Origin of the sequence: Micromonospora sp. WMMD734 (assembly GCF_049178975.1) — a bacterium.
In the GTDB taxonomy this organism is placed as follows: Bacteria; Actinomycetota; Actinomycetes; order Mycobacteriales; family Micromonosporaceae; genus Micromonospora; species Micromonospora wenchangensis.
The window spans coordinates 856,227-880,539 of record NZ_JBMHMK010000001.1 but is presented as its reverse complement, the minus strand read 5'-3'; the positions used below and the strand labels follow the sequence as shown (position 1 = coordinate 880,539).

The following is a 24,313-nucleotide window of genomic DNA, read 5'->3' as shown; positions in this document are numbered from 1 at the left end:
CTGGCCCCGTATGGTGCCGACCATGGCGGGGGTCCCTAGAGGCCCGCTACACCCGTACTGGAGAGATCGACACCGCTCTCGGCGAGTCGGCGGCGCAACAGCGCGGTCGCATTGCGGTGCAGCGGAAAGTCCGACCCCGGCGGCAGGACGCCGGTCTCCTCCAGCAGCCGCAGGACCCGGGCTGTGATGACACAGAACCGGAAGGCGGCGTCGACCTCGTAGTAGGCCAGATGGGCCAGGGGTCGGCCGAGGACCCGGGCGTAGAACTCCTCGGTCTCGGCGCGGGTAGGCAGGCCGGGCAGCCGGGGAGCGCCGATGCCGTCGCTGAGGAACCGGTCCATGTGCAGGAACCATGCCAGGTCGCTCTCCGGACGGCCGACGTCGGTCATCTCCCAGTCCAGGAGCGCGGCCGGACGGTCGGCGGCGAACACGATGTTGCCGAGCCGGGCGTCACCCCACAGCGGGCTGGGCGTCTGCGGTGCCGGCGGGTGGTGGGCCTGCAGCCAGGTCAGCGCGGTTCGGGCGGCGTCGTTGCCCGCGGCGCCGAAATAGTCCAACTGCTCGGCGTAGGACGCCAGGTCGCCGGAGGGCGCGGGGGTTGCCCCCAGGGCCGCCGGATCGAGCCGGTGCAACCGGCCCATAGCGGACAACGCGGCGAACCACGCCGCCCGCTGCCGCTGCGGCGAGGCCGAGGCCAGCCAGCCTTCCCGGTGGTACGACGGCAGGTCGGCGGGCACCTCACCGGCTACCCGGCTCATCACGACGAACGGGGCCCCGAGTACGTCCGGGTCGGGTTCGGCTCCGAGTACGGGCGCGACCGGGACGTCGGTGCGGGCCAGCGCGATCTGCACGCCGACCTGTTCCGGCCAGCGCAGGTCAGGGAAGATCCGGTGCCCGACCGGCGCGACCCGGACGGCGAGCGGAGCGATCTGATGTCGTCCGTCCTGGACCCAGCTGGCGTCGCAGAGCAGGATCTCGGCGGAGAATCCGGCGGTCCTCGGCACGGTTAACGGCCCCACGGCGACGTCGCGGACGCCGCGCTGGTCGCGGAGCCAGTCGGCCAACCGGGCCCGGGTCAGGTCGGGGTCGCGTTGAACAGGTACGGGCACGGGGGAACCTCCGATCAGGACACGTCGCAGAACGGCGCGGGGACGAGAGTGGGGCGGCGGAACGTGGAGTTGGGCGGCTCCGTGGCCGCGCCGACGGGCGGTTCGAGCCAGGCCGCGCCGATCCGCACAGCACGATGCATCCGCTGCACCGCCGTCGAGGGCTCGACTCCGAGTTCACGCCTCAGCGCGGCGGACAGCCGCTGGTAGACCAGGACGGCGTCGGCCTGCCGCCCACTGCGGTACAGCGCGACCATCAGGCTGGCATGAATCGGCTCGCGCAGTGGATGCCGACGTGCGAGCGTGGTCGCCACGGCTACCACCTGGCGGTGCCGGCCACACCGCAGTTCGGCGTCGAGGTACCGGTCGACCAGCAGCAGCCGCCACTGGTCGAGGTGTCCGATGATCTCCTCGGCCACCGGACCGATCCGTACGTCGGCGAGGGCCGGACCCCGCCAGAGCATCAGCGCCTGCTGCCAGTCCCGTGCGGCGTGCGCCGGTCTCCCGGCCGCGGCGTGCTGGTCGCCCCGGCGGGCCCACTCGCGGACCACTCCCAGATCGGTCTGCTCCGGGTCGATCCTCAGCAGATAGCCACGTCCGTCGGTCAGCAGCCGCGCCGGCGCCGCCGCCCGGGTCAGCACCCGGCGCAGATGCATGACGTACGTCTGCAGCGTGGTGGCCGCGCTGCGGGGCGGGTGGTCGTCCCACAGTTCCCGTACGCAGGTTGTCACCGGCACGGTCGTGTCCGCCCGGAGCGCGAGCAGGCCGAGGAGCTGCCGCTGCTTGGGTGCGGTCGGGCCCGCGTCAGCGCCGGTCGGGCCGATCCGCAATCCGCCGAGCACGTCGAGGTACATCAGCACACCTTCCGATCGAGACGCCGCCTCCAGTCGTCGCCGAGCGTGTTCGGGCCCACTGGGGTCTGGACCCGGGTCGTAGTACCGGAGGAGACATGACCACCACACCGTTCGGCCGGCTTGTGCCGTTGGCCCCCGCGGTGTTCGCCTACATTCAGCCGCCGGGTGGTTGGTGCGTCGGCAACGCCGGCATCATCGTCGGCACCGACCGGGTCGTGGTGGTGGACACCGCTGCCACCCGGCCCCGAGCGGAGGCGCTGCTGGCGTGCGTGCAACGGCTGGCGCCGGGCCGCCCGCACATCGTCGTGAACACTCATCACCACGGCGATCACGTCTTCGGCAACTGCGTCTTTCCCCGCGAGACCGAGATCGTGGCTCACGAGACCGCCCGCTCCGAAATGGCCCGGACGGGGCTGGCGATGCGCGACCTGTGGCCGCAGGCCGACTTCTCCGGCATCGAGCTGAGGCTGCCGACCCGCACACTGCGGGACCGGCTGACTCTGGACCCCGGCGGCGTACGTGTCGAGCTGTTGCACGTCGGGCCGGCTCACACAACCAACGACGTGGTGGTGTGGCTGCCGCGACCGCGCGTGCTGTTCGTCGGCGACGTGGCCTTCTCCGGGCGTACGCCGTTCGTGCTGATGGGTTCGGTCGCCGGATCGCTGCGCGCGCTCACCTCGCTGCGCGAACTGCGCCCTCGGGTGGTGGTGTCCGGACACGGCGCGGTCGCGGGGCCGGAGGTGCTCGACGCCACCGAGGTATACCTGCGGTGGCTGCGCCGGGAGGCGGCGCACGGAGTCAGCGCGGGAATACCTCCGCTGGAGGCCGCTCGGCGGGCCGACAGCCCCTTCCAGAGCCTGCCGGATTCGGAACGGCTGGTGGCCAACCTGCATCGGGCGTACGCGGAGGAACGCGGTGAGCCGGCCGGCGTGTATCTCCCGTCCCGGCCGATCACCGACGAGATGGTCCAGCTCCACGGCGGTCCGCTCACCACATCGGTTTGACGGCATGCGCGCAGCGTTCCGGCCCGCACTCAATACCGGCTCCAGTATGGCCAGACCCCTGGTCCGGCAGCCCACAACAAAGGAGTTCTCATGATCCTCAAGGGCAAGGTCGCGGTCGTGACCGGCGGGACCGCCGGCCTGGGGCGGGTCGTCGCGCGAGCCCTCGCCGACGCCGGCGCCACCGTCGTGTCAGCGGCACGCGGCGCATCGGACGCCGTCGGCCAGTTCCCGGTCGACGTCACCGACGGGGCCTCGGTCGACGCGCTCTTCTCCGCTGTCCAGGAGCGTCATGGCGGACTTGACATCCTGGTCGCGAACGCTGGTGTCAACCGTCCCGGGCCGCTGGCGACGCTGCCACCGGAGCACTGGGACGAGGTGCTGGCCACCAATCTCACCGGCGTGTTGAACTGCGTGCGGGCCGCCGTTCCGCTGCTCCGGGCCGCCGGTGACGGGCGGATCGTCACGGTCTCCTCGCTGTTGGGGCGTCGGCCGATCGCCGGCGGCGGGGCGTACGGGGTCTCCAAGGCCGCCCTGGAGACGCTGACCCGGGTACTCGCCGCGGAGCTGGCCGTCGATGGCATCACCGTCAACGCCGTCGCCCCCGGGGTGGTCGACGAAGGCATGGGACGAGCGATCCTCGACAACGACCGGCTGTGGAACCGCCTCCGCGGTTCGCTCGCCAGCGCACGGCCCGGAACCGGCGCCGAGGTCGCCCGGGCTATCCTCTTCCTGGTCGCACCGGACAGCTCCTACGTCAACGGTCATGTCCTGAACGTGGACGGGGGCCTCAACTTCTAGGTCCCGTCGTGCACGATGCGCCGGCGGTGGACGAACCATTCGCCGCCCTGTCGTTGCAGCAGGTCCTCGGCGGTGGTGCTGAGATAGACCCGGGCAGCGCCACCGCCGGGCGGCGTCTCGAAGACGGTCGCGTAGTAGCGGGTCCGCACCGCGTCGTCGCCGTCCGGCTCGGCGATCACATTGCCGTACCAGTGCCGCCGGGTGAGCCCCGATTCGGCAAGGCGGTCGATGCCTCGCCGCATCGACGCGGCGATCGCGGCGCGACCCCGACGCGGCTCGGGTTTGACGTTCTGCCCGAACTCGCCGTCCTCGGTGAACTGCTGAGACCACTGTTCGGCCTTGCCATCGTCCAGGAGCTGGAAATGGCGGGCGTAGAACTGCAGGATTTCGGCGTACGTCCCCGCGTCGACAGAGCGCCCGGTGCTGTCGGTCGGCTGTGTCGTCGTCATGACGCTCTCCTTCGGTTGGTGGGATGGTCAGCTGACGAGCAGATGGCTCGGGCTACGGTCGGCGGGCAGGTCCAGGGCCGGCTCGGCTCGTAGGATGGCCTGCTCCAGACTCTGTAGCCGCCGGGACGGCTCCAGCCCGAAATGCTCGGCGAGCGTGCTGCGGAACTGTCGTAGGACCGCCAGCGCCTCGGTGGTCCGGCCGCTGCGGTACAGCGCGAGCGCGAGCTGAGCGCGCAGATTCTCGTGGGTCGGATACCGGCGCACCAGGACTCGCAACTCACTGAGCAGTTCCCGGTGCCGTCCGACCCGCAGATCGGCCTCCACCCGCTCCTCGTGTACGGCGAGACGGACTTCGTGCAGCCCTTCCAGCCGGGCCCGCACGATCGAGCCCACGTGGACGTCGACCAGGGCGGGACCACGCCACATGTCCAGCGCCGACCGCAACAGCCGGGCCGCCTCCGGGTACCGGCCGGCGGCGAAGGCCGCACTTCCGGTGGTCGCGATCCGGTGGAAGTCGTCCAGATCGAGCTCACCGGGATCCATGTGCAGGGCGTACCCGCGCTCCCGGGTACTGATCCGGTCGCCGCCCCTGGCGGTGCGCAGGACCTTCCGGAGGTTCATGACGTACGTCTGCAATGTCGAGTGTGCGCTCATTGGTGGCTGCTCACCCCACAGCTCGTCCACACAATCGTCGACGGTGACGACGGTGTCGGCGTGCAGGAGCAGCAGGGCCAACAGTTGCCGCTGCTTCGGAGCGCTGGGCAGTCGCCCCGGCTCCATCCCCAAGGGACCCAGCACTGTGAACCGCATGATTTTCCTTCGTCGCTCGGTAACGCCAACGATCAGAACTATGCCGGTGAACGCTTTCGCTCTCCTTACCGAGGATTCGCCCGTACCGCATTGACCTGCGGCAATCGGTCGAAAACCCAGTGGCGGCGAGGGCTGGAAGCGGCAGCGGAGATCGCCTCATCGCTGCGGCAGGAGAACCAGGAGCACCACGTGCGCTGAGCTGCTGACCAGGCAAGGCCACAGCGGGGATGACAGCCGAGCTGGCGTGTGTTGTCACAGCTCTCGCCCAAAGGGCCTACCACGAGAGGCAGCGCCAGCGGCGGTGTCGTGGGAGCTTAGTAGTGCTTTGTTAGGTCGTTGCGGCGTGTCGCTTGTAGGAGTGCCGTGGCGGTGTTTGGCTGCGCCGGTGGATGAGCGGGAACTCGCCCGGGTGCGGGGGCAGTTGGAGGACTTCGCCGCAGGGGTGTTCGCGGGGTTGCCGCGGTCGGATCAGCGGGCGACGGGTCTGCGGTATCTGCGTGGGCTGATGTTGGATGGTCGGCGGAAGTCGATGCAGCCGATGGCGCAGCGGCTCGGGGTCGATCACCAGCAGTTGCAGCAGTTCCTAACCTCGTCCACGTGGGACGTTACCGGTGTGCGACGGCGGTTGGCGTCGGCCGCGGTCGATGTGGTTGCGTCGCAGGTGTGGGTGGTCGATGACACCGGGTTTCCCAAGGACGGCAAGGCTTCGGCGTGTGTGGCCCGGCAGTTGAGTTCCCCCCGCTTTGATGGAGCGGTGGTTACCTGCTGCCGGCCGGCGCAGGGGTGGTGATAGGTGGTTCGGCTGGTTCCGTCTGGCTGTGCCAGGCAGCCTCGTATTCGTGCGGGCTGAGGTAGCTCAGTTCCTTCTGGATGCGGCGGTTGTTGTACCAGCCGTCGATGTAGGCGAAGATCGCGTTCTCGGCCTCGTCGCGGGTCCGCCACGAGGTGCGGTAGACGAGTTCGATCTTCAACGTTGACCAGAAGTTCTCCATCAGGGCGTTGTCGTAGCTGTCGCCGACGGAGCCCATCGAGGGCAGGATCCCGTTGTCCTGTAAGCGTTCGGCGAAGCGGAACGACGTGTAGTTCGACCCGCGGTCGCTGTGGTGGATCAACTGGCCGTCGCGGACATCCCGGGACCAGATGCCATATTCGAGGGCGGCGAGGATCAGGTCGGTGTCGCATCGGTCGGAGGTCTTCCAGCCGACGATCCGGCGGGAGAACGCATCCCGGACGGCAGCCAACCAGAACACGCCTTCGCCGCAGGGGATGCGGGTGGCGTCGGCGACCCCGAGCCGGTTCGGCCCGGTCGCGGTGAACTGCCGGTTGACCAGGTCCGGCGCCGGCGTGTGCCGTGGATCCTGCTTCGTGGACCCGCCGCGCCAGCCCCGACGCAGGAACGCACCCTGCCATCCCTGCTGCGTCATCAACCGCTCGACGCGTTTGCGGCCCACGCCGATGCCGTCGCGACGCAACTGCCGATGCACCCGGTCCGCGCCGTAGGTGCGCCCGGACGTCTCCCAGATCTCGTGGATGTTGGAGAACAGCCCCAGGTCGACCACGTCCCGGTCGCAGGGCTGCTCGGCCTGCTTGACCCACGCGTAGTAGGTCGAAGCGCCGATGTTCAGGACCCGTAGCAGGAGCGCGACCGCGAACTGGTCACGGTGTTCATCAATGAACCTCATGACCGTCGCCGGGTCGGGTCGAGCTCCGCCGCGAAATACGCGCTCGCGGCCTTCAGGATCTCGTTCGCCCGCCGCAGCTCGCTGACCTCGCGGCGCAGCCGGCGGTTCTCCTCCGCCATCTCGCTGGTCGGCCGGTCGCGACGCTCGTCGGCGTCGGCGTCGGCCTCGGCTTGGCGGATCCAGTTCCGCAGCGCCTCGTGATGAACGCCGAGTTGCTCGGCCAGACGCCGGATGACGGGCTTCGGGTCCGACTCGCGGTACAGGCGCACAGCGCGCTGACGTAGCTCGTCGGGGTACTTCTTCGGTGCAGCCACGGACGACTTCCTCCCCCACGGCCATCAGACCATGGTCAAGAAGCTCCATGAAAGCGGGGGTGGCTCACGGTGCACAGATGAAACGTACTTGTGTCCGAGGGGGAATCGATACCATAGCCCCAGGTGGGGCGGTTTCCGAAGCAGCGATATTCGTAGATTTTGATCCCTCGGCATAGCCGTCTGTGCCCTTGCGTCGAACCCGGTCTCACCTCGGCATTGGGTGGTCAATCCCGGCCCCGCCCCAAGGCTGGGTGGGGTTCATCGATGGGGTTTCGGTAGCCGGATGGGCCGGGGCGTGGCCTGCTTCATTCGTTCGAGCGGGACGAGACGAGCCGCAGCCTGGTCGAGCAGGGAGTCCGGTCCAGGTAGCTGGTTGTCGAATGGAAGACGCGTGAGATGTCGGCGTCTCGAACCTCATGACAGACCGTGTTGTCCACGGCAGCCCCCGCCAATGAATGGTCTGCATGAACTGGATGTTCTGGCAGTCGGTGGCCGGGCGCGGGCGTCCGGCCACCGACTGCGTCAGTGCGCGGGGGTGTTCTGGTACGCCGCGAGCAGCCAACGACCGTCCCGCTTGGTGAGCAGCCAGGAGGCCCGGATCTGCTGATCCTCGGCGACGGTCTCCGCACCGGGCGCCAGCACACCGCCCTTGGTCAGCAGCAGGGCGGTGTCCGCACCGAGGAAGGTCAGGTGGAAGGGTTCACCGGTGACCTGAGTGCCCTGGTAGGGCCCGGCGAACGCGGTGGCCATGAAATCCCGGATCTCGTCGCGCCCGCTGCGGTAGAGGCCGGGCAGGATCATGGTGCCGTCCGGGGTGAACACGTCGGCGAAGGCGTCGGCGTCGTGCCGCTGCCAGGCAGCGACGATCTGGAGGGGGACGGCGGCGACGGCCGCCTGCTCCTCGGCGGTGGGCGCGACAGCGGCCGACGTGCGGGGCGGAGTCATTCGGGTGCTCCTTCTGCGATGGCGGGCGGGCCACCCGGGCGGGCGGCCCGACGGTCCGGGTGGGTCAGAGGTAGAGCGTGTTGGGGGCGAGCCCGGCCAGCACCCGCCCGTGCAGCTCGGCGTTGGTGTCCGGGTTCATCAGCGCGTGCAGGCCGACCGCCTGCACGTCGTGCAGGATTCGCCGCATCGGCACCGAGCTGTAGATGGAGGATCCACCGGAGGCGGCGGCGAGGATCTCCACCGATTCCCGGGCCCGGCGGCCGGCCGCGCCGAGGTCGGCTCGGGCCCGGGTCCGCTCCAGCAGGCTCCAGTCGCTGCCGTCGACCGCCTTGGCGTCGACCAGGTCGGCCAGCCGCAGGGCGTGGAACTCCGCCTCGTCGGCGCGCATGGTGGCATCGGCCAGTTGCAGGTGGGTCAACGGGGCCTCGCCCTGGCTGGCGTAGTCGGTGTAGGTGATCTTCCGGTCCGGCAACCGCTCCAGGAAGGTCTCTTGGGCTGCTCGGGCCAGGCCGAGTACGGTGCCCACCGACGAGGCCGACGCCACCGGCAGCAGCGGCGGCCGGTAGATGGCCGAGTCGGCGTTGTGGTGGGACGCGGACTGGCCCTGCAGGACGGCACCGAGGGGCAGCACCCGCGCGGCGGGGACGAAGAGCTCCTCCGCGACGGTGCTGACGCTGCCGGTGCCCCGCAGGCCGGAGGTGTGCCAGTCATCGACCACGTGCAGGTCCGCCATCGGCACCAGGGCCATGATCGGCATCGGTTCGTTGTCGCCGTCGACCAGCACGGCGATGATCTCCTGCCAGTGGCTGTGCAGGGCGCCGCTGATGAAACCCCACTTGCCGTTGACGACGATCCCACCGGCGGTGGGGGTGGCCATCGCGGTCGGGCTCAGCGTGCCGCAGATCCGCACGTCGGGGGTGGCGAAGACCTCGTCCTGCACCTCGTCGGGGAACTGGCAGGCCATCCAGGTGGGAATCCAGAACACCGAGGTGGTCCAGGAACTGGCGCCGTCGCCGCGCCCCAGCTCGGCGGCCACCTCCACCAGGGTCCGGGTGTCGGCCTCGTATCCGCCGTAGCGCAGCGGCGTCCGGAGCTTGAAGAAGCCGGCCGCGGCCAGCGCCTCGATCGTCTCGTCGGGCAGCCGCCGGTGCTGCTCGGCCCACTCCGCGTTGCGGCGCAGCACCGGCAACAGATCGGCTGCCCGCTGGACGAGTTGTTCCCGGGTGGGAACGGCGGTCTGCAACACGATGGTCTCCTCCGGGGGATCGGCCGGGACCGCAGCCGCGGCCCGGGTCGGAGCCGATGGGCACGGACGCCGGCGACGCCGGCGGTGGTCGGGGTGATCCGACGGGGCACCAGGGGGCGGGCGGTCACCGCGCTCCACCGACGATCGCAGCCGCCCCCACGGCGGCGCACCTTCGGGATTGCGGCGCCGGCACGGGACCGACGGGTCGGCGCGGTCAGCCGACGACGCGGGCGAACGCCCGTACGGCGGCGGTGTAGAGGTCCGGCTCCTCCAGTGCCGCGAAGTGCCCGCCCCGGTCGAACTCCTTCCAGTGCACGATGGTCGGCAGGTCCCGGTCGGCCAGGCGGCGCAGCGGCAGGAAGATGTCCTGCGGGAAGACCGCCACCCCTATCGGCACCGTCACCGGGGCCGGTGCGACGCCGGCGGTCATGTCACGCAGCCCGGCGGCGTCCTCGTAGTACAGCGCGGCCGAGGTGCCGGCCGTGGCGGTCAGCCAGTAGATTGAGACCAGGGTCAGCAGCCGGTCCCGCGCCACGGCGTCCTCGGGCACCTTGGCGGCGTCGGTCCATTCCTTGAACTTCTCCACGATCCAGGCGAGCTGCCCGACCGGGGAGTCGGTGAGCCCGTACGCGAGCGTCTGTGGCCTGGTCGCCTGCAACTTCATGTAGCCGGAGAGCTCGGCGTCGAAGCGCGCCATCCGGCCCAGCCGCTCCTGGTCGGAGGCGGTGAGGTCGACCAGCTCGGCCGGGTCGCCGGAGGGGAACGTCATGAGCATGTTGACGTGCACGCCGGCGACGTGTTCCGGGTCGACCCGACCCAGCTCCATCGAGATGACGGCACCGGCGTCGCCGCCCTGGGCCAGGTAGCGGTCGTAGCCCAGCTGGCGCATCAGCTCCGCCCAGGCCCGGGCGATCCGGGCGGGCCGCCAGCCGGGGGCTGCGGGCCCGGAGAAACCGAAGCCGGGCAGGCTGGGAATGACCAGGTGGAAGGCATCGGCCGGATCGCCACCGTGCGAGCGGGGATCGGTCAGCGGGCCGATGACGTCCAGGAACTCGACGACCGAACCGGGCCAGCCGTGGGAAATGATCATGGGACGGGCGTCCGGCTCGGGCGAACGCACGTGCAGGAAGTGCACGGTCGCGCCGTCGATCTCGGTGACGAACTGCGGGTACCGGTTGAGGTGGGCCTCGGCGGCCCGCCAGTCGTACGTCGTACGCCAGTACTCGGCCAGCTCGCGCAGGTACCCCACCGGTACGCCGCGGTCCCACCCGTCGTCGGCGAGCGGGGCCGGCCAGCGGGTCTCGGCCAGCCGGTGCTGCAGGTCGTCGAGGTCGGCCTGGGGGATGTCGATTCGGTACGGTCGCATGGGCTGGCCCTTTCTGGGGTTGGCAGGTCGGAGTCGACGCCGTCGCGCGGGCACCCGGTCCGGGGCCGCCCGACCGGCGGCGGGCAGCGCGGCCCACCCCGCCCGAGGTGGCGGCGGTCGGGGCGGGACCGATCAGCGGCTCCGCGCTCAGCGGCGCGTCGTGGCACGTCCCGACGCCGGCGGCCCGCCCACGATGCCGGGCCGCCGACGTGGACTCAGACGCCGTCGCGGCCGGGGGCCCTGCGCCGCGGCCGGCGGCCGGCGGCCGGCGTCGCCGGCGTCAGGTTTCCCGCAGTGGTGGCCGCCGAGGTCGGGGCGGGGGTCGCCGGGGTGGCGGGCGGGTCGGTCGGGGTGGCGGGCTGGGCCGGCGGGCGGGCCGCGCGCCGGTCGCGGGAGAGTCGCAGCACCCGGCGCACCATGCTCGGGCGCATCAGCGCGGTCGGCGGTTCGATGAGACCGGCCACCCGCATGAACGCCGTGGTCACCGCCGCGTCCTTGGTGGCCGCGTACTGCACCCGGTTGAGGTAGGCGTTGCCCAGCCGGACCTTCGCCGGCCGGTCACCGGGCACCTCGGGGAAGTCGAGGTCGCCGCTGGTGGAGATCTGCCAGGGCGTGTCGACGACCCGCGCGATGTCACGCAGGAAGACCCGGGCGTCCGGCGGGGTACCGCGCAGCAGCAGCCGCCGCAGCGCCATCACCTCGATCGCCGCGACCGACATGCCCTGGCCGTAGACCGGGTTGAAGCTGCACACCGCGTCCCCGAGCACGAGCAGCCGTTCCGGGAACCGGGTCAACCGTTCGTAGTGGCGACGCACGCTGGCGGGGAAGGTGAAGCTCACCGGGTCGGTGAGCGGCTCGGCGTCGCGGATGCCGTCGTAGACGTCCGGCACCGGCAGCGAGCGGACGAAGTCGACGAAGCCGTCCGGGTCGGTCGGCGGCTGGTCACCCAGGATGCCGGTCAGCGACACGATACACTCGTCGGGGCCGACCTGCCCGAAGAACGCGCCCCGGGGGTGCGCGGGAGAGGCCACCGGGTTGATCGACTGCGCACCGTCGAACATCTCCGGCCGGCTGCGGTACATCCGGGTGGTGTACGTCAGGCCGATCTTCATCTTCTCCTCGACCGGCCGGTCGTAGCCCAGCTGTTGCAGCCAGACCGGAGTACGGGAGCCGCGCCCAGTGGCGTCCACCACGAGGTCCGCGTCGAGGATGCTCTCCTGACCCGATGTCACGTCCCGCAGCGAGACCCCGGTGACCCGGCTGTTGTCGGGAGCGGCGCGCAGCCCGGTCAGCTCGGTGAGCTGCCGGTAGGTGACGTTGGGCAGTGCCTCGACCCGGGTCCGCAGGTAGTCCTCCAGCACCGGGCGGGGCGGGGTGATCGAGAGCAGGCCGGTACGGGCCGGTTGGAGTCGACGGCCGTCGAAGAACCAGCGCATCTCCCCCATGTCACCCACCGGGAACCCCCGGGCCTGGAGGTCACCCCGCAGCCCGGGGAAGAGTTCGGCCAGGATCAGGTAGCCGCGACCGTGCAGGCCGTGGGCGTGCCCGGTGTGCGGGGCACCGCGCCGTGGCACGGCGACGCCGAGCACCTCGTCGCGCTCCACCACGACGACCTCGCGGTAGTGGTCGGCGAGGACCCGGGCCGCGAGGGTGCCCGCCATGCTGCCGCCGAGCACCACCGCACGCTGGCCGACCAGCGGACCGTCACCGGTCGCGGGCACCGCGTCGGCGTCGGCCTTGCGGGCGGTACGCAGCGCGCCGAGAACGAGACCGGGCTTCATGAGTGCCGTCGGCGGGTCGACCAGGCCGGCGACCCGGAAGAACGCGCTGGTGAACCGTCCGTCGCGCTGAGCCGCGGTGTGCAGGCGTCCCATGAACGCGCCCCCGAGCTTGTCCTTGACCGTGCGCGGCCCCTCGACGCCGGGAAAGGCCAGGTCGGCGCCGACCGACGTCTCCCAGGGGCCGTCGATGACGGGACGGATCGCCTTGAAGTACTCGATCGGTCGTACCTGGCCGGCGTCCAGGTGCTCGCCGAGGGCGGCGGCCTCCATCGCGGCCACCGTCATGCCCTGGCCGTAGACCGGGTTGAACGCGCAGACGCCGTCGCCGATGACCAGGAGCCCCTGCGGGAACCGGGCCAGCTTGTCGTAGCGGCGACGGACGCTGGCAGGGATCTTGAAACCGGCGATCTCGCCCAACGGTTCGGCGGTACGCACCGCCTGGTAGATCTCCGGCGCGTCCAGGCTCCGGGCGTACTCGAGGAAACCCTCCGGGTCCCGTGGGGGGTGGTCGCCGAGCATCCCGGTCAGCGAGAGCAGGGCGACGTTGTCCGGGAACCTGCCGAAGAACGCCCCCCGGGGGTTGGCCGGCGAGGCGACCGAGTTGATCGCCAGGTCGGTGCCGAACGGGTCGCTATCGAGCCGGAAGTAACGCGACACGTACGCCAGGTCGATCTTGACCTTCTCCTCCTCCGGCCGCTGGTATCCCAGCTCCGCCAACCAGAGCGGGGTACGGCTCCCGCGCCCGGTCGCGTCGACGACCAGGTCGGCGGTGAGCGGATCCGGTTGCGGCTGCCCCGGCTCACCGCTGAGCTGCACGCCGGTGACCCGGCTGCGGTCCGGGGTGGCGGTCAGGCCCTGCACGCTGGTGCGTTCGCGCAGCCGCACGTTGGGCAGGCCCAGGACCCGGGCCCGCACGTGCGCCTCCAGCGTCGGCCGGTTCGCGTTGACGCTGAGCAGGCCGGAGTACGCCTGCTGCAACGGTCGCCCGTTGAAGTACCACCGCAGGTTCCCGGACAGGTCGCAGGTCTGCACCCCGTGCGCGGTCAGCTCGGCCTGCAGACCGGGTAGGAGCCCTTCGATCACCTCGTGTCCCCGGGCCAGCAACGCGTGGGCGTGATGGGCCTGCGGCACCCCCCGCCGGGCCTCGGTGACGTCGACGATCGCGTCTCGTTCGACCAGCACGACCTCGCCGTACCGATCGGCCAGTACCCGAGCCGCGAGCAGCCCGGCCATTCCACCGCCGAGCACGACGGCTCGCGCGCCAAGGTGTTCACGCATCCGGGGTTACCTCCACTGTGCAACGGGAACGCCTGTCCGATCGGACAGGGCACCAACGACGTCACGGGCGAGAAACCGCTCGATCGGCGGGCCCGGCGTGTGTCTCCTATGGTCGGCAGCGGCTCCGGGCACCGCACCTCCTGTCGTGCGTTCCGCGCCGCAGCTCGACATCCCGGCGGTGGCCGTGCCGCCGACCTCCGGGGACGGGACGGGAGCCGACCCGGCCACCGGACAGAGCCGACCCGGCCACGGACGGCCCACTCCACCCGGACGGCCCACTCCACCCGGACGGCCCACTACGCCGGGCGGGGCCGGAGCCGCGCACCCCGCGCGGGCCCGGGTCGCTCCCCGCCGGGGGTGCGGACGCCGACCTACCGGACCCCGGCCGCCGTGGCCGGTTCCGACCCGACGCTGCGGCCCCGGATCAGGTCGGCCGCCCGCTCCGCGACGGCGACGGTCGGCGCGTTCGTGTTGCCCCGGGGGATGAGCGGCAGCACCGAGGCGTCCACCACCCGCAGGCCGTCGACCCCCCGCACCCGCAACTCCGGGTCGAGCACCGTACCGATCGCACAGGTGCCCGCCGGATGGAAGATCGACTGCGTGGTCGCCCGGACGAAGGCGCGCAGGTCGGCGTCGGAGTCCGACGCCGGGTGGGTGAACCGCCCCTGGGTGTACGGGCGCAGGGCGGCCTGCCCGGCGATGGCCAGCGCGATCCGCAGCCCGGCCAGCATCACCCGGACGTCGTCGGGGTCGTCGTAGTAGCGGTGCCGGATCCTGGGCTTGGCGGTGGGGTCGTCGGAGGCCAGGCTGACCTCACCCCGGCTGGCCGGCCGCAGCACGCACGGCCCGAAGGAGATGCCGTGCCCGGGTGGCACGCCGAGCGCGCAGTCGACGAACGTCACCGGCAGCGCGTGGAACTGCACGTCCGGCGCGGCCAACCCGTCCCGGGTCCGGACGAAGCCGCCCACCTCGGGGACGTTCGAGCTGAGCGGCCCGGTGCCCTCCTGCTCGAACTGCCGCACGTACCGTTCCTCGTTGGCGCTGAGCAGGCTCACCGGCTGGTCGTGGGTGAACACCAGGTAGGTCGACGGGTGGTCCTGCAGGTTGCGCCCGACCTCGGGCTGGTCGACCAGCACCGGGATACCGAGGCCGGTGAGCTGGTCGGCCGGTCCGATACCGGAGAGCATCAGCAACTGCGGGGAGTTGTACGCCCCGGCCGCGACGATCACCTCCCGTGCGGCGCGCAGCTCGACCCGTCGGTCCAGTTGCTGGCAGAGCACCCCGGTGGCCACCCTGCGCTCCACCAGGACCCGGTGGACCTGCAGGTGGGTCCGCACGGTCAGATTCGCCCGCCCGCGTACCGGATGCAGGTACGCCGCCGCCGAGCTGCACCGCCGGCCGTCACGCTGGTTGACCTGGTAGTAGCCGAAGCCGTCCTGCTCGGCGCCGTTGAAGTCGTCGTTGGCGGCGAAGCCCGCCTCGATCGCGGCCTGGACGAACGCGGTCGACATCGGGTTACGCGACCGGTTCTCCGACACCGGCAGCGGACCGCCGGCCCCGTGGTACGGCGACGCGCCGCGCTCGTTGTCCTCGCACCGCAGGAAGTACGGCAGCAGCTCCGGACCGGTCCAGCCCGGCTGGTTCCAGTCGTCGAAGTCGGTCCGGTGGCCCCGGATGTGCACCATGCCGTTCATCGCGCTGGTGCCACCGAGCACCCGGCCCCGCGGCAGGTAGAGCCGCCGGCCGTTGAGCTGCGGCTCGTCGTGGCTGTCGTAGTCCCAGTCGTACCGGGTGCGGCACAACTTGCCGCCCAAGGCCGGGACCCGGATGTTCTCCACGTCGTCGGTGGGGCCGGCCTCGACCAGGCAGACCGTGACGTCAGGATCCTCGGTGAGCCGCGCCGCGAGGACGCAACCCGCCGTACCGGCGCCGACGATGACGTAGTCGTAGGTCGCCCGATCGGGGCCGTCGGGCCCCGGTGAAGGCAGGCGCTCGTCGCCGTCCATCTCGTTTCCTTTCTGGCGGGACGTGCCGGTGGCCGGCGGGTGGGTGACCCTCAGCGCCGGCCGGCGGCGTCCGGGGTCCGAACGGTCGCCGGCCGGACCCGGCTGCCCCGACAGAACCGGCGGATGTCGGCCACCAGCAGGTCCGGCTGTTCCATCGCGGCGAAGTGACCGCCGCGGTCGTACTCGGTCCACTGCTGGATGTTCGGGAAGTCCCGGTCGGCGAAGCGGCGTACCGGCAGGAACATGTCACGCCCGAACGCCGCGACCGCCAACGGCACCGGGTTCGGGTACGGCCGGGCACCGACCACCGTGCAGGGCAGCAGCTCGACCACCTCTCGGTAGAGCTGGGCGGAGGAGCCCGCCGTCGCGGTGAACCAGTAGATGGTCACCGTGGTCAGCATCTGGTCACGGTCGACCGCGTCCTCGGGCACGTCGGTCGAGTCGGTCCACTCCCGGTACTTCTCGACGATCCAGGCCAGTTGCCCGACCGGCGAGTCGGTCAACGCGTACGCCAGGGTCTGCGGCCGGGTGGCCTGGACCGCCATGTAGCCGACGAGGTCGGCGTTGAACCGCGGCACCAGCGCCATCCGGGCCTGGTCCGCCTCGTCCAACTCGGCCACCTCACCCGGCTCGGACGGGCCGGTGAGCAGCATGTTGACGTGCACCCCCAGCACGTGCTCCGGGTCGACCTCACCGAGGTCGAGGGAGACTGCGGAGCCGAAGTCGCCGCCCTGCGCGACGTACCGGTCGTAGCCGAGGCGGCGCATCAGCTCGGCCCAGGCCCGCGCGATGCGCGTGATGTCCCAGCCGGTCCCGGGCAGCGGGGTGGAGAACCCGTACCCGGGCAGTGACGGAATGACCAGGTGGAAGGCGTCGGCCGGGTCGCCGCCGTGCGCGCAGGGATCGGTCAGCGGGCCGATCACCTGAAGGAACTCCGCCACCGAGCCGGGCCAGCCGTGCGTCAGCACCAGCGGCAGCGCGTCCGGCTCCGGCGAGCGTACGTGCAGGAAGTGCAGGGTCGCCCCGTCGATGGTTGTGGTGAACTGCGGGTACCGGTTGAGCCGGGCCTCGGCCGCCCGCCAGTCGAAGCCGGTACGCCAGTAGTCGGCCAGTTCCCGCAGGTACGCCCCCGGCACGCCGCGCGCCCACCCGCCCCCGTACGGCTCCGCCGGCCAGCGGGTGGCCGCGATCCGGCGGTGTAGGTCGTCGATGCTCCGCTGGGGAATCTCGACGCGGAACGGCCGGATCGACTCGTCCGTCGGCGGGTTCACCGGGGCCGCCCGGCCAGCCCACCGTCCGCGTCGAGCCGGGATACCACCTCGTACAGCGCCTCGGCGGCCCGGCCCACCTGCTCCTCGGCGATGACCAGGGGCGGGGCCATCACCAGGGTGTTGCCGTAGTCCCGGGCCACCATCCGGTGCGCCTCGCGGAGCTCGGTGGCGACCGCCCCGGCCAGCAGCGGCGCCCGGGTGTCCCGGTCGGTGACCAGTTCCACGCCGACGGTGGCGCCCGCCACCCGCACCTCACCGACCCGGGGCAGCCCGGACAGCGGGGCCAGGGCGGCCCGGAACCACTGGCCGATGGTGCCGGCGCGGGCCACCAGTTCCTCCTGTTCCAGCAGGTCCAGGTTGGCCAGCGCGATCGCGCACGCGGTGGGATGACCCGAGTAGGTGTGCCCGTGGAAGAGGTAGCTGCTGCCGCCGGCGACCGTCTCGCCGATCTCGTCCCGCAGCAGCACCGCGCCCAGCGGCGCGTACCCGCTGGTGAGTCCCTTCGCCACGACCACCAGGTCAGCCCCCATCCCCCGCGCCGCCGAGTCGAACCACGCGCCGGTACGGCCGAACGCGGTCACCACCTCGTCGGCGATCAGCAGGATGCCGTGCCGGGTCAGCAGTTCGCGTACCCGGGGCCAGTAGTCGTCCGGCGGGATGAGGATGCCGGCTCCGCCCATCACCGGCTCACCGATCATCGCCGCGATGTTGCCCGCGCCGATCCGGTCGATCGTCTCGGCGAGTTCCCGCAGCAGGAAGTCGGTGATCTCCGCCCCGCCGTACAGCTCGGCGGCCCGGTAGGGGTACGGCGGCGAGACCTTCTCCACGTGCGGCAGCCCCGGTCCGATGCCGGCGTGCATGCCCGGGATGCCGGTCGTGGTGCCGCTGCCGTACGTGCTGCCGTGGTAGGCGGCGTGTCGGGAGAGGATCCAGGTGCGGTCGGGCTCGCCCCGGTGGTGGTGGAAGAGCCGGGCGAACTTGATAGCGCTCTCCACCCCCTCGGAGCCGCCGTTGGTGAAGAACACCCGGTCCAGTCCGTCGGCCGAGCGCCGGACGAGGCGCTCGGCCAGCTCCAGCGACCGGTCGTTGGAGAAGATGTCGAAGCCGGTGAAGTACTCCAGCCTGCCGAGCTGCCGGGCCGCCGCGTCGGCCAACTCGCTGCGGCCGTGCCCCACCTGCGCCACCCAGTTGCCGCCACCCATGAGGTCGAGCAGTTCCGTGCCGTACGCGTCCCACACCGTGCAGCCGGATCCCCGCACGATGACGCAGCGTTCCCGGCGGGCCCCGCTCTGATGCGGGTGCAGGAGCACCCGGCGATCCAGCTCCTCCAGGTCACCGGCGGACCGGGTCACCGCCGGGACATCGTTGACGATCGGCATAGAGCTCTCCTTCGGGACGGGGCAGCCATCGGCACGGGGGTTCGCCGAACGACGCGGCGCGGACCACCTGGGACGTCGCGGTACACCGCCGTCGGCCGGGGCGTGGGCGGAGTGCGCGTGCCGGCAGGTCCATCCTTGGCCGTGCCTCGCACCGGTCGCACCTCTCATGTTGCGGTGCCGGCGCGCGTGATCGGGGAGATGCCGCAGGGGACCGCGGCACGGGGCACACCACCGGTCCGTACCAACGGGGCCGCACCAACGACGGCCGCGCCGCGGGGGCCGCGCTACCGGGGGGCCGCACCGTGCGTCTACGAGGGAGAGGTCGTGTCCGGCGCGCCGAGACGCGCCGACGGTTCCTGCGCCGCGCGGCCGACGTCGTCAGCCGCGCGGCGGTTTCCGGGGCCGGACCGGTGGCGCCGGACCGGATCCGGCGCCACCGGTCCGGCCACCTACTTCACAACGAACGCGACGTCCATCACCGGGTCGTCCGGCCCGGCGGTGGTGAAGTCGGTGAAGTACACCTCGCGTGCCGCGTCCGCTTCGACCAGACCGTGCTGCTCCAGGTGGGCGGCCACCGCCGCGAACGCCTCACCCACCTGCGGCGGCGCCGACTGCGACTTCGTCACCCGCACGAAGACCTCGTGGTGCGCCGGCTCCCGGCGCACCAGCGCGGCCACCGGCCCCGCCGGCTCCTGATGAATCGGCACGCAGGTCTCCACCGTGATGTTCTCCGGGTCGAAATCCTCACCCCGGTAGATCGTGAACGTCGGGCCGGCCACCCCACCGTGCTGTTCGGCCAATTGCGTCAACCGGCCCATCGCCGCGCGCAGATGATCGGCCAGATCATCCTGGCGCACCTGCTCATGGCGTTCGCAGAGCACCACCTGATCCGCCACCTCACGCCGCTCAATCAGAAACATCCGAACCTCCGCTGCTGTGGTACGAGATCGCCGGCACATGCCTCACCAGGCCGTCGTCAAATCGACAATCATAGTCTAGGTTCAATTGCTTCGGATTCGGTGGAAGATCCGGTCGGAGCGCGCGTCAGGAAGCGCAAGCACCGAGATGCCGGGTCGCCGAGCCGGTGCCACGATGCCTTCAGCGGGGCCAGCCCCGTCGTGCACCCGGCCCCCGCCGCGGCCCGTCCCACGCGTCGCGCGTCGTGACGCGAACCGCGCCCCGACCCCACAGGGAGGCATCGTGTCCGACGTGCCGAGATGCACCGTCATCATACCGACCTACAACCGATCGGACCTGCTGCGGCACAGCCTGGAGTCACTGACCCGGCAACGGATGCCCGCCGACGAGTTCGAGGTGGTCGTCGTCGACGACGGCTCCTGTGACGACACCGCCGACGTCGCCGCAAGCTTCCAGAGCCGGCTGAACCTGCGCTACCACTACCAGTCCGACGAGGGATTCCGCGCCGCCGCCGCCCGCAACATCGGCATCGCCGACGCCCGCGCCCCCATCTGCGTCTTCGCCGACGACGGCGTCATGCTGCACGCCGACAACCTGATCCAGCACGTCGCCAGCCACGAGGCGACACCCGGTCCGACCGCCGTGCTGCCGTACCTGTACGGCTTCTCCGGCGACGACACGAACATCGAGGTGGTCACCGAACGCCTCGACCTCGACGACATCGACGCCAGCATCGAACGGATGCAGGCCAAACGGGAGTGCCGCGACATCCGCGAACTCTTCTACGACCGCTACGGCGAGGACCTCACCCGCGTCCCCGCCCCCTGGCAAATCTTCTGGACCGCCAACGTCTCCGCCGACACCCGCCAGCTCCGCGCCGTCGGCAGCTTCGACGAGAAGTTCCGCACCTGGGGCGGCGAGGACATCGACCTCGGCTACCGACTGCACCGCGCCGGCGCGCGCTTCGTCCTCAACCGACAGGCCAAGGCCGTGCACGTGCCGCACGCGAAGCCCTTCGATGAGTTGATGAAAAGCGCCACGCAGAACTACCGCTACATGGCCGAGAAGTACGGCACGGCGCTGATGCGGCTCCTGGCCGAACTGCCGCCCAAGCGGTTCCTCGACTTCAACGAGCTGGCCACCGCGGCGAGCTGAGCGGCTGACCCGAAACCGCCGCGGTGCCCGGTCACCGGTACGCCCGGGTGTTGACGGCGACCAGTTCGGCGTACGGGCCGGAACCGGCGCTGAGCGTCGCGTGGTCGCCGGCCTCGACAACCCTCCCGTCGCGGACCACGACGATGAGGTCGGCCGTGCGGACGGTGGAGAACCGGTGGGAGACCAGCACGGTGATCGCCCCGGTCTGCCGGCCCACCCGGGCCGCCTGCTCCGCGTAGTGCTCGAACATGGCCAGCTCTGCCTCCGGATCCAGGGCCGTCGTCGGCTCGTCGAGCACCAACAGCATCGGCGCCGGGCGCACCAGCCCGCGGGCGAGGGCCACCTTCTGCCACTGCCCACCGGACAGCTCCGCGCCGCTGCCACCCTTGCCGAGCACCGTTTCCAGGCCGTCGGGCAGTTGGCGCAGCACATCGTCGGCCCGCGCCAGGCGCAGCGCGTCACGCACCGGCTGGTCGGCGAAGCCGCTGTCCAGGTCGCCCATCCCGACGGCGTGCCGGGTCCGGAACTCGTAGCGCACCGCGTCCTGGAAGGCGACGGAGATACGTGCGCGCCAGCTATCCGGCCGGAGCCGGTGCAGGTCGAGGTGGTCGAGCAGGATGCGGCCACTGCTCGGGCGGTACAGCCCGCAGAGCAACTTCACCAGCGTCGACTTGCCGGCGCCGTTCTCCCCCACCACGGCCACCGTGCTGCCGGCCGGCAGCGTCACGGTGACGTCACGCAGCGCCGGGGTGTCGGTGCCGGGATAGCAGAACGACACGTCCCGCAGGGTGATCCCGTGTCGCAGCCGGTCCGGCGGGTCCAGGTCGCCGGGGTCGTCGTCCACGACGACGGCGCGCAACTGCGCCATCCGCCCGTACAGCGCGGCCATCCGTTGCAGGTCGCGCAGCAGGGTGACGGTGGCGGTCACCTGCGCGCTGATCTGCGCGGCGAGGACCACGACCAGGATCACGTCGCCGACCCCGCGCCGGCCGTCGACGGCCGCCCGGACCAGCAGCAGCACCGAGCCGACGTAGGCCAGGGCGAACGTCACCTGACCGGCGGTACGCAGCGCGGCCGCTCGCAGGTCGGCCCGCAGGAGTCGGGCCGTCACGTCCGACCACAGCCCGGCGTGCCGGCGGCGCAGCTCGTCGGCGAGCCCGAACACCCGCAACTCGGCCGCGGCGGGCAGTCGGGTGGTCAGGTCGAACAGGTGCAGCGCCGTGCGGGTGGTCTCCGCGGTGTCCGTCTTGGCGGCGTCCACCAGGTGCTCGGCCCGCCGGCTGAGATACAACGACGGCACCGCCGCCAACGGCAGCAACAGCAACAGCGGGTGCAGCCGTACCAGCAGCACCACGGTGATGCCCACCGCGATCAGCAGACCGAGACCGTTGAGCAGCGCCTCCAGTCCCCGACCGAACTGCCGGATCTCGCGCTGCAGCACGGTCACCGTGTCGCTGGTCGCCGCCTGCTCGTGGTGGGCGATGCCGACCGAGCCGTTGGAGAGCCCGATGAGCTGCTCGTCGAAGTCGAGTTCGGCCAGCTCGGCCAGCTCGAAGTAGGCGAGGTGACCGAAATGGCCGAAGGTGACGGTGGCGAACGCGAGGACCCCGACGAACAGTCCGGTCAGCAGCACCACACCCCGGTGCCCGGCGACCACCGCGTCCGTCATCAGGCCCAGCGACAGTGCGAGCAGCGGGGCCGCCGCCGCGCCCGCCACGACGAAGAAGATCGCGGTGACCGTCCTGCCGCGGTTCACCCGCCACGCCGTGACAAGCATCTTCCCGCAGCCGGCGAACGTCGCACTCACCTGAGCACCTCCTGGGGGTCGACGTCGTCCGACGGGTTGTCCTGCGGGCCCAGCACCCGGTCGGCCTGCATCCGGAACAATCGCGCGTACCGGCCGCCGGTCGCCATCAGCTCCTCGTGGCTGCCCCGCTCGACCACCCGGCCCTGCTCCAGGACGACGATCACGTCGGCATGCCGGACGGTGGAGAACCGGTGGGAGATCAGCAGGCTGGTGACGCCCCTGGTCAGCTCGGCGAACTGGTCGAAGAAGCGGGCCTCGGCGCGCACGTCGAGATTCGCGGTGGGCTCGTCCAGGACCACTATCGGCGCGCCGTGCTGCACCGCGAACAGCGCCCGCGCCAGCGCCACCCGCTGCCACTGGCCACCGGAGAGTTCCGCGCCACCGGTGAGGTGACGGGCCAGCGGGGTGTCGAGGCCGGCGGGCAGCCGGTCCAGGGGCTCGGTCAGCCCCACGGACGCGACGGCCGTACGCAACCCGGCCCGGTCGGCGCGGTGGTCGACCGCGCCGAAGGCGATGTTGTCGGCGACCGAGGTCTCGTACCGCAGGAAGTCCTGGAAGATGATGCCGATCGCGGCCCGCCACTCGGCGACGGGGAACGCGCGGATGTCCACCCCGTCGGCCCGGACCACGCCGCCGGTCGGCTCGTAGAGCCGGGCCAGGAGCTTGACCAGGGTGGTCTTGCCGGCACCGTTGACGCCGACGATCGCCGTGCACTTGCCGACCGGAATCCGCAGGTCGAGCTCGTCGAGGACGGTGCGGTCCTGGCCGGGGTAGTGGAAGCTCACCCGGTCGAAGTGCAGCTCCTCGCGCAGCGGCGGCAGCGGGCGCGGCGGCACCGGCCCGGACGTGGGCGCGGTCGCCGCCAGGCGGCTGACGAACCGGCGTACGTCGTCGTACGCGGAGATGCCGACGGCGGTCTGCATGTCGGCCTCGGCGTAGTAGCCACCCAGCGCGATCGCGCCCAGGGTCGCCTGCACCACCAGGGCGAACTCCGTCAGCGTCAACGTCGCCGGGGCGGCCACGCCCACCGCCGCGAACACCGCGACGGCCATCACCAGGCTCGGCCCGGCGAAGACCAGGTACCGCCAGAGCAGGATCCGCCGACGGTAGGCCCACAACGGTCGCAGCCACATCAGGTGCACCCGGCGGTACGTGGCGGTCAGCCAGCCGGCGAGCCCGAACACCCGGATTTCCTTGCCGGCGGCGGGTTCCACCGCGAGCGCCCGCAGGTAGTGCACCCGCCGCTCGGCCCGGCTCAACCGCTGCCGCGCCTCGGCGTACCGGCTCAGGCCGCCCCGGGTGCTGTGCCGCACCAGCAGCACCGACAGGACCAGACCGGCCGCCGCGAGCCAGGAGAACGCCACCCCGATCAGCACGGCATACGCCAGGAGCTGGGTGTAGCGGGCCAGCAGGGCGAGCAGGCCGGCGCAGGCGTCGCCCGGGGTCTGGACGGCGAACTGCAACTTCAGCGCCGCCACCCGCAGCCGGTCCTGGTTCTCCTCGTCCTCCAGCGGCGCGACACCGACCGGGGACAGGGACGCGGCCATCAACTCGTCGTGCACCTGCTGGTCGATGCGGCGGCCCGCCAGGTCCCCGAGCGACGCCCGCAGGGGCGCGATCACCTGTGGTGCGACGAACGCCAGCGCCGCCGCGACGAAGGCGCTCACCAGCGAGTCCCAGGCCGGGGAGCTCAGGCCCCCGGCGACCGCCGCCGGCACCCGGCCGAGCAGGATGCTGGTCGCCACGACGAACAGCACCGGCAGTAGGCCCAGCAGCAGGTTGGCCACCACCAGCGCGGTGACCAGGCCGGCCCCGCCCCGGCGCAGCAGCCGCACGGTCTGCCATCGGGCGCGCAGCAGATTGGCCGGGCTGCTGGCCATCGTGTCGGCGCTCTCGTCCAACGGCACCTCGACCGGAAGATCCATCCGGTGATCGCCCACCACACCTCCCGCGTCGGTCCTGGTCCACCCGCGCTCCGGCGGCACGTGCGTCATGCGCCGGACTACGGCACGCCGCTCCATCTGCCGCCCTCATGCGCCGGGGCGGGGCCGGCCGAACCCGGACCCGCCCCGGCCGTCGTCACCGGGTCGGCCTCGACACGAGCCCGACCACCCCGACCATGCCGATCGCCCAGCCCCGCCGAC

Annotated in this window: 18 protein-coding genes and 3 pseudogenes; 4 read left to right on the top strand and 17 right to left on the bottom strand. The window is 71.6% G+C overall.

Annotation, left to right across the window (positions count from 1 at the left end):
• Positions 1 to 35: 35 nt before the first annotated feature.
• Positions 36 to 1,109 (bottom strand): phosphotransferase family protein, encoded by a 1,074-nt coding sequence (locus tag ACN267_RS03875; RefSeq protein WP_421487921.1) that lies wholly within the window; start codon positions 1,107 to 1,109, stop codon positions 36 to 38.
• Positions 1,110 to 1,123: 14 nt separating this feature from the next.
• Positions 1,124 to 1,960 (bottom strand): AfsR/SARP family transcriptional regulator, encoded by an 837-nt coding sequence (locus tag ACN267_RS03870; protein ID WP_421487920.1) that lies wholly within the window; start codon positions 1,958 to 1,960, stop codon positions 1,124 to 1,126.
• A 95-nt stretch (positions 1,961 to 2,055) separates the two neighbouring features.
• Between ACN267_RS03870 and ACN267_RS03865 the strand changes: the two genes are divergently transcribed.
• A complete protein-coding gene (locus ACN267_RS03865; protein WP_421487919.1) occupies positions 2,056 to 2,964 on the top strand; it encodes an MBL fold metallo-hydrolase in 909 nt (302 codons plus the stop codon).
• A gap of 90 nt (positions 2,965 to 3,054) precedes the next feature.
• A complete protein-coding gene (locus ACN267_RS03860) occupies positions 3,055 to 3,762 on the top strand; it encodes an SDR family NAD(P)-dependent oxidoreductase (protein ID WP_421487918.1) in 708 nt (235 codons plus the stop codon).
• Here the strand turns inward: ACN267_RS03860 and ACN267_RS03855 are convergent.
• Both ACN267_RS03855 and ACN267_RS03850 read right to left on the bottom strand, forming a co-directional pair.
• Positions 3,759 to 4,211: a nuclear transport factor 2 family protein gene (locus tag ACN267_RS03855; RefSeq protein WP_421487917.1), complete on the bottom strand. Its 453-nt coding sequence runs from the start codon at positions 4,209 to 4,211 to the stop codon at positions 3,759 to 3,761. The genes ACN267_RS03860 and ACN267_RS03855 overlap by 4 nt on opposite strands.
• Positions 4,212 to 4,238: 27 nt before the next feature.
• Positions 4,239 to 5,021 carry an AfsR/SARP family transcriptional regulator gene (locus ACN267_RS03850; RefSeq protein WP_421487916.1) on the bottom strand — a complete coding sequence of 261 codons (783 nt, stop codon included), beginning with the start codon at positions 5,019 to 5,021 and terminating at the stop codon, positions 4,239 to 4,241.
• Positions 5,022 to 5,406: 385 nt separating this feature from the next.
• Between ACN267_RS03850 and ACN267_RS03845 the strand changes: the two are divergent.
• Positions 5,407 to 5,787, top strand: a pseudogene (locus tag ACN267_RS03845) (transposase); the annotation flags it as partial.
• Here the strand turns inward: ACN267_RS03845 and ACN267_RS03840 are convergent.
• The 11 genes and pseudogenes from ACN267_RS03840 to ACN267_RS03790 form a co-directional block, all read right to left on the bottom strand.
• The gene (locus ACN267_RS03840) at positions 5,780 to 6,703 is read right to left on the bottom strand and encodes an IS3 family transposase (protein WP_421487915.1); all 924 of its coding nucleotides are present in this window, start codon (positions 6,701 to 6,703) and stop codon (positions 5,780 to 5,782) included. The pseudogene ACN267_RS03845 and the gene ACN267_RS03840 overlap by 8 nt on opposite strands.
• Positions 6,700 to 7,017 (bottom strand): transposase, encoded by a 318-nt coding sequence (locus ACN267_RS03835; RefSeq protein ID WP_421487914.1) that lies wholly within the window; start codon positions 7,015 to 7,017, stop codon positions 6,700 to 6,702. Before ACN267_RS03835 ends, ACN267_RS03840 begins: the two co-directional genes overlap by 4 nt.
• Before the next feature lie 522 nt (positions 7,018 to 7,539).
• Positions 7,540 to 7,962 (bottom strand): SgcJ/EcaC family oxidoreductase, encoded by a 423-nt coding sequence (locus ACN267_RS03830; RefSeq protein WP_204958999.1) that lies wholly within the window; start codon positions 7,960 to 7,962, stop codon positions 7,540 to 7,542.
• 64 nt (positions 7,963 to 8,026) lie between these two features.
• Complete coding sequence (locus ACN267_RS03825; protein WP_204959597.1) at positions 8,027 to 9,205, bottom strand: acyl-CoA dehydrogenase family protein; 1,179 nt, start codon at positions 9,203 to 9,205, stop codon at positions 8,027 to 8,029.
• Between the two features lie 217 nt (positions 9,206 to 9,422).
• Positions 9,423 to 10,574, bottom strand: a complete 1,152-nt coding sequence (locus ACN267_RS03820) for an epoxide hydrolase family protein (RefSeq protein ID WP_204959000.1) — start codon at positions 10,572 to 10,574, stop codon at positions 9,423 to 9,425.
• A gap of 398 nt (positions 10,575 to 10,972) precedes the next feature.
• Positions 10,973 to 12,271 (bottom strand): annotated as a pseudogene (locus ACN267_RS03815) (FAD-dependent oxidoreductase); the annotation flags it as partial.
• 384 nt (positions 12,272 to 12,655) lie between these two features.
• Positions 12,656 to 13,588: pseudogene (locus ACN267_RS03810) on the bottom strand (NAD(P)/FAD-dependent oxidoreductase); the annotation flags it as partial.
• Between the two features lie 416 nt (positions 13,589 to 14,004).
• Positions 14,005 to 15,639 (bottom strand): GMC family oxidoreductase, encoded by a 1,635-nt coding sequence (locus tag ACN267_RS03805; protein ID WP_281896048.1) that lies wholly within the window; start codon positions 15,637 to 15,639, stop codon positions 14,005 to 14,007.
• A gap of 50 nt (positions 15,640 to 15,689) precedes the next feature.
• The gene (locus ACN267_RS03800) at positions 15,690 to 16,886 is read right to left on the bottom strand and encodes an epoxide hydrolase family protein (protein ID WP_421490384.1); all 1,197 of its coding nucleotides are present in this window, start codon (positions 16,884 to 16,886) and stop codon (positions 15,690 to 15,692) included.
• Between the two features lie 20 nt (positions 16,887 to 16,906).
• Positions 16,907 to 18,289: an aspartate aminotransferase family protein gene (locus tag ACN267_RS03795; RefSeq protein ID WP_421487913.1), complete on the bottom strand. Its 1,383-nt coding sequence runs from the start codon at positions 18,287 to 18,289 to the stop codon at positions 16,907 to 16,909.
• Between the two features lie 449 nt (positions 18,290 to 18,738).
• Complete coding sequence (locus ACN267_RS03790; protein ID WP_421487912.1) at positions 18,739 to 19,209, bottom strand: hypothetical protein; 471 nt, start codon at positions 19,207 to 19,209, stop codon at positions 18,739 to 18,741.
• A 289-nt stretch (positions 19,210 to 19,498) separates the two neighbouring features.
• Here ACN267_RS03790 and ACN267_RS03785 point away from each other — a divergent pair, with 289 nt between their 5' ends.
• Entirely contained in the window at positions 19,499 to 20,362 is an 864-nt protein-coding gene (locus ACN267_RS03785; RefSeq protein WP_421487911.1) for a glycosyltransferase, read from the top strand.
• Between the two features lie 31 nt (positions 20,363 to 20,393).
• Here the strand turns inward: ACN267_RS03785 and ACN267_RS03780 are convergent, their stop codons facing one another.
• Entirely contained in the window at positions 20,394 to 22,169 is a 1,776-nt protein-coding gene (locus ACN267_RS03780) for an ABC transporter ATP-binding protein (RefSeq protein WP_281896040.1), read from the bottom strand.
• The gene (locus tag ACN267_RS03775) at positions 22,166 to 24,094 is read right to left on the bottom strand and encodes an ABC transporter ATP-binding protein (protein ID WP_239485500.1); all 1,929 of its coding nucleotides are present in this window, start codon (positions 24,092 to 24,094) and stop codon (positions 22,166 to 22,168) included. The genes ACN267_RS03780 and ACN267_RS03775 overlap by 4 nt, the downstream gene beginning before the upstream one ends.
• Positions 24,095 to 24,313 lie beyond the last annotated feature (219 nt).